Annotated in this window: 2 protein-coding genes; both read left to right on the forward strand. The window is 67.2% G+C overall.

The window, feature by feature from the left end:
• Positions 1–324 precede the first annotated feature (324 nt).
• On the forward strand, positions 325–984 hold the full coding sequence (locus Q8Q88_RS24580; protein ID WP_305677810.1) for a TetR/AcrR family transcriptional regulator: 660 nt from the start codon (positions 325–327) through the stop codon (positions 982–984).
• Positions 985–1,049: 65 nt separating this feature from the next.
• On the forward strand, positions 1,050–2,837 hold the full coding sequence (locus Q8Q88_RS24585) for an amidohydrolase family protein (RefSeq protein ID WP_305677811.1): 1,788 nt from the start codon (positions 1,050–1,052) through the stop codon (positions 2,835–2,837).
• Positions 2,838–3,196 lie beyond the last annotated feature (359 nt).

Below are 3,196 nucleotides of genomic sequence, written 5' to 3' on the forward strand. Positions count from 1 at the left end.
CTGGCCCCGAGCATCAACTCCGTGGACCTGAAACACCGACTTGGCGATATCCAAGCCCACCGTAACCACCTCTTCCATGGCGCTCCTCCATCTCGGCCGCGGCAATGCTGCGACCAGGGTGGGGAGCCGTCCACGGCATCAGGAGCAGAGGTTGGTTTGCCAGCTTGAAGCGGACCTTCAACCACGACCTACCCAACGTTCGTGCCTTGCGGGCCGTTAGGTTAGCTCGGACTATGAGGCCATGAAGGTGATGTTGGTCTTTGATCCAGTGCCCGACCCTGGCCGCTCCCCGGCGGCCGCGATTCAGGAGCTGATGAGCTAGCTGTGGCCCTCTCCGTCGAGCGTAAGGCGGCGCGGCAGCGCCATATCGTCGATGCGGCCCAGGCTCTGATCCGCGAGCGGGGCGACGCCGGCTTCACCATGACCGAACTAGCGACGCGAGCCGGGGTCAGCCCCGCCACACCCTACAATCTGGTCGGCTCCAAGACAGACCTCTTGAACCAGGTCGTGGACGACGAATTCGAGAGCTTCATCCGCAAGCTTGGCAGCGTGCGCCACGCCAGCGCGCTCGGCCTGCTTCTCGACGCCACGGCCCTTGTGGTCACTCACTATGAGGCTGACCGGCAATTCTACCGCGGCCTCTTCCGCTCCGCCTTCGGGGTCGACGCCACCGAGGTGCGCGACCTGCTGGCGACCAAGGGGCAGGCCCTTTGGCAGGGCTTCGTGCAAGGCGCCATCGACGCCGGCGAGATCGAGGCCTTCGCCCGCGCCGGTCCCCTCACCGAGGCGCTGCTCAGGGCCATCAGCGTCACCGTGCAGGCCTGGCTGGCCGAGGGCTGGAACCAGGAGCGCTTCAGCCTTGAGATGTCCAACGCCGTGCGCCTGACACTCGCCTCGGTGGCCGCGCCGCCTTTGCGCGAGGCCCTGACGCGGGAGATCGCCGCCGCCCAGGCCGCCCTCTGCGACCTCGCCCCACGGGTTTGACAGCGATTCCGATCCGAGATTATAGTCTACTATAATTATAAGATGATCGCTCAGGGTGGATCCGCATGTACGACCTCATCATCCGCAACGGGCTGGTCTTCGACGGCAGCAGCGGCCCCGGACGGCTGGCTGACGTGGCGATCAAGGACGGCTTCATCGCCGCCGTCGCCCCCGCCCTCGAGGGCGGGGCCCGCGAGATGATCGACGCCGCCGGAGCCATCGTCACCCCGGCCTGGATCGACATCCACACCCACTACGACGGCCAGGTCACCTGGGACTCGGAAATGAACCCCTCGGCCAGCCACGGCGTGGGCACCGTCGTCATGGGCAACTGCGGCGTCGGCTTCGCCCCTTGCCCTCTCGGCGGCGAGAGCGACCTCATCGAGCTCATGGAAGGGGTGGAGGACATACCCGGCACCGCCCTCTACGAAGGCATGCCCTGGGGCGCCTGGGAGACCTATCCCCAGTACCTCGACTACCTGGCCGGCCGTCAATTTGCGCTGAACGTCAGCTCGATGATCGCCCATGGCGCCGTGCGCAACTACGTCATGGGCCAGCGCGGCCGCGACAACGACCCCGCCACCCCGGACGACATCAGCGCCATGGCCGGCATCGTCCAGGAGGCCCTGCAGGCCGGGGCGGTCGGCTTTTCCACGTCGCGGATCATGGGTCACCGCTCCATTCACGGGGCCCCGGTGCCCGGCACCTTCGCCGACGAGCCCGAACTCCTGGGCTTGGCAGAAGCCATGGGCCGCGCCGGCTCGGGCGTGCTGCAGGTGATCCCGGCCAGCACCCTGGGCGAAGGCGCCGTGGTCGCCGAGCATTCCACATTGGAGTCCGAGGTCGGCCTGATCAGCCGCCTAAGCCGCGCGGCCGCCCGCCCGGCCACCTTCACCCTGTTCGAGACCGCCGACGCGCCTCAGCGCTGGCGGGAGGTGATCCGCTTGGTGAAGGAGGGCAACGTCGCCGGCGCGCGGGTCTTCCCGCAGGTGGGCAGCCGCCCCACGGGCCTGGTTTTCGGCATCGATTCCTACCACCTGTTCATGGCCAAGCCGACCTTCATACGGCTGAAGGCCCAGCCCCGAGACGAGATGCTGCGCGAACTGCGCCGGCCCGAAATCAAGGCGCAGATCCTGGCCGAGGAGAACGTGCCCCAGGAATTTCCGGGCAAGATGGAGAGCGTCATCGTCAGCGCCAACCTGCCGATGGAGATGACCTTCGCTCTCTCCGCCGACGCCAGCTATGAGCCGACGCCCGACGAAAGCTTCGCCGCCCTGGCCGCCGCAACGGGCTACCCGGACGGCGTCTCCTATCTCTACGACTACCTGACCGCCGGCGCCGGCGATGCTTTCGCGGTGGTTTTCTTCACCAACTACGCGGGCTTCAACCTTGATCCCGTGCGCGACATGCAGATGGACGAGAGCACCGTGGTTGGCCTGTCCGACGGCGGCGCCCACGTCGGCCTGATCTTCGACGCCGTCAATCCGACCTACCAGCTCACCTACTGGGCCCGGGACCGCAAGCGCGGGGAGACCCTGCCCCTGGCCCTGGTGATCCACAAGCAGACCCGGCGCAACGCCGAACTGTTCGGCTTCCTCGACCGCGGCCTAATCGCCCCCGGCATGCGGGCTGACATCAATGTCATCGACTTCGAGAACCTGAAGCTGGGTGAGATGGCCCTGCACAACGACCTGCCCGCCGGCGGCGCCCGCCTGCTGCAACCGGCCTACGGCTACCTCGCCACCCTGATCAACGGCGAAGTCACCCGCCGCAACGGCGAGGACACCGGGGCCCGGCCGGGCCGGCTCATCCGGGGCCAGGCGCAAGAGGACGCGATCCACACCGCCGTCTGAAACGGCCGCGCCAAGAACGCGAATAGATCAGGCGGAAGACCTACCCAGCGACCGTTAAGATCCCAATCCGGTCCTCCGGGCGCGGCTGAGGGCTCTCTGCCCAGGAGCAGACGTTCTGAAGGTCTCAGATGAGCCCACTCCGGTTACTCAGCGGCGTCCGGCCCCTGGGGCGGGATTGGGGCAGCCAAGCTGCCCGGAAGCGGTCGTTGCCAAGGACCGCTAGAGCATGACCGTTTTAGCATGGAGCGTAGCCTGAGTTGACGAGGTAGTTGGCGCACTCGGTTGGGGTGAAGTGGTCGAGGAGTTGGCCGATGCGGCGCCAGGTGGCCTCGACGGTGCGTTCGGCGGCCTTGCGCAGC

Origin of the sequence: Phenylobacterium sp. (genome assembly GCF_030697925.1) — a bacterium.
Classification (GTDB): Bacteria; Pseudomonadota; Alphaproteobacteria; order Caulobacterales; family Caulobacteraceae; genus Phenylobacterium.

Coding starts and splice junctions, on each gene's coding strand:
- Q8Q88_RS24585 (WP_305677811.1), top strand. CDS start 1,050: ATGTACGACCTCATCATCCGCAACGGGCTGGTCTTCGACGGCAGCAGC.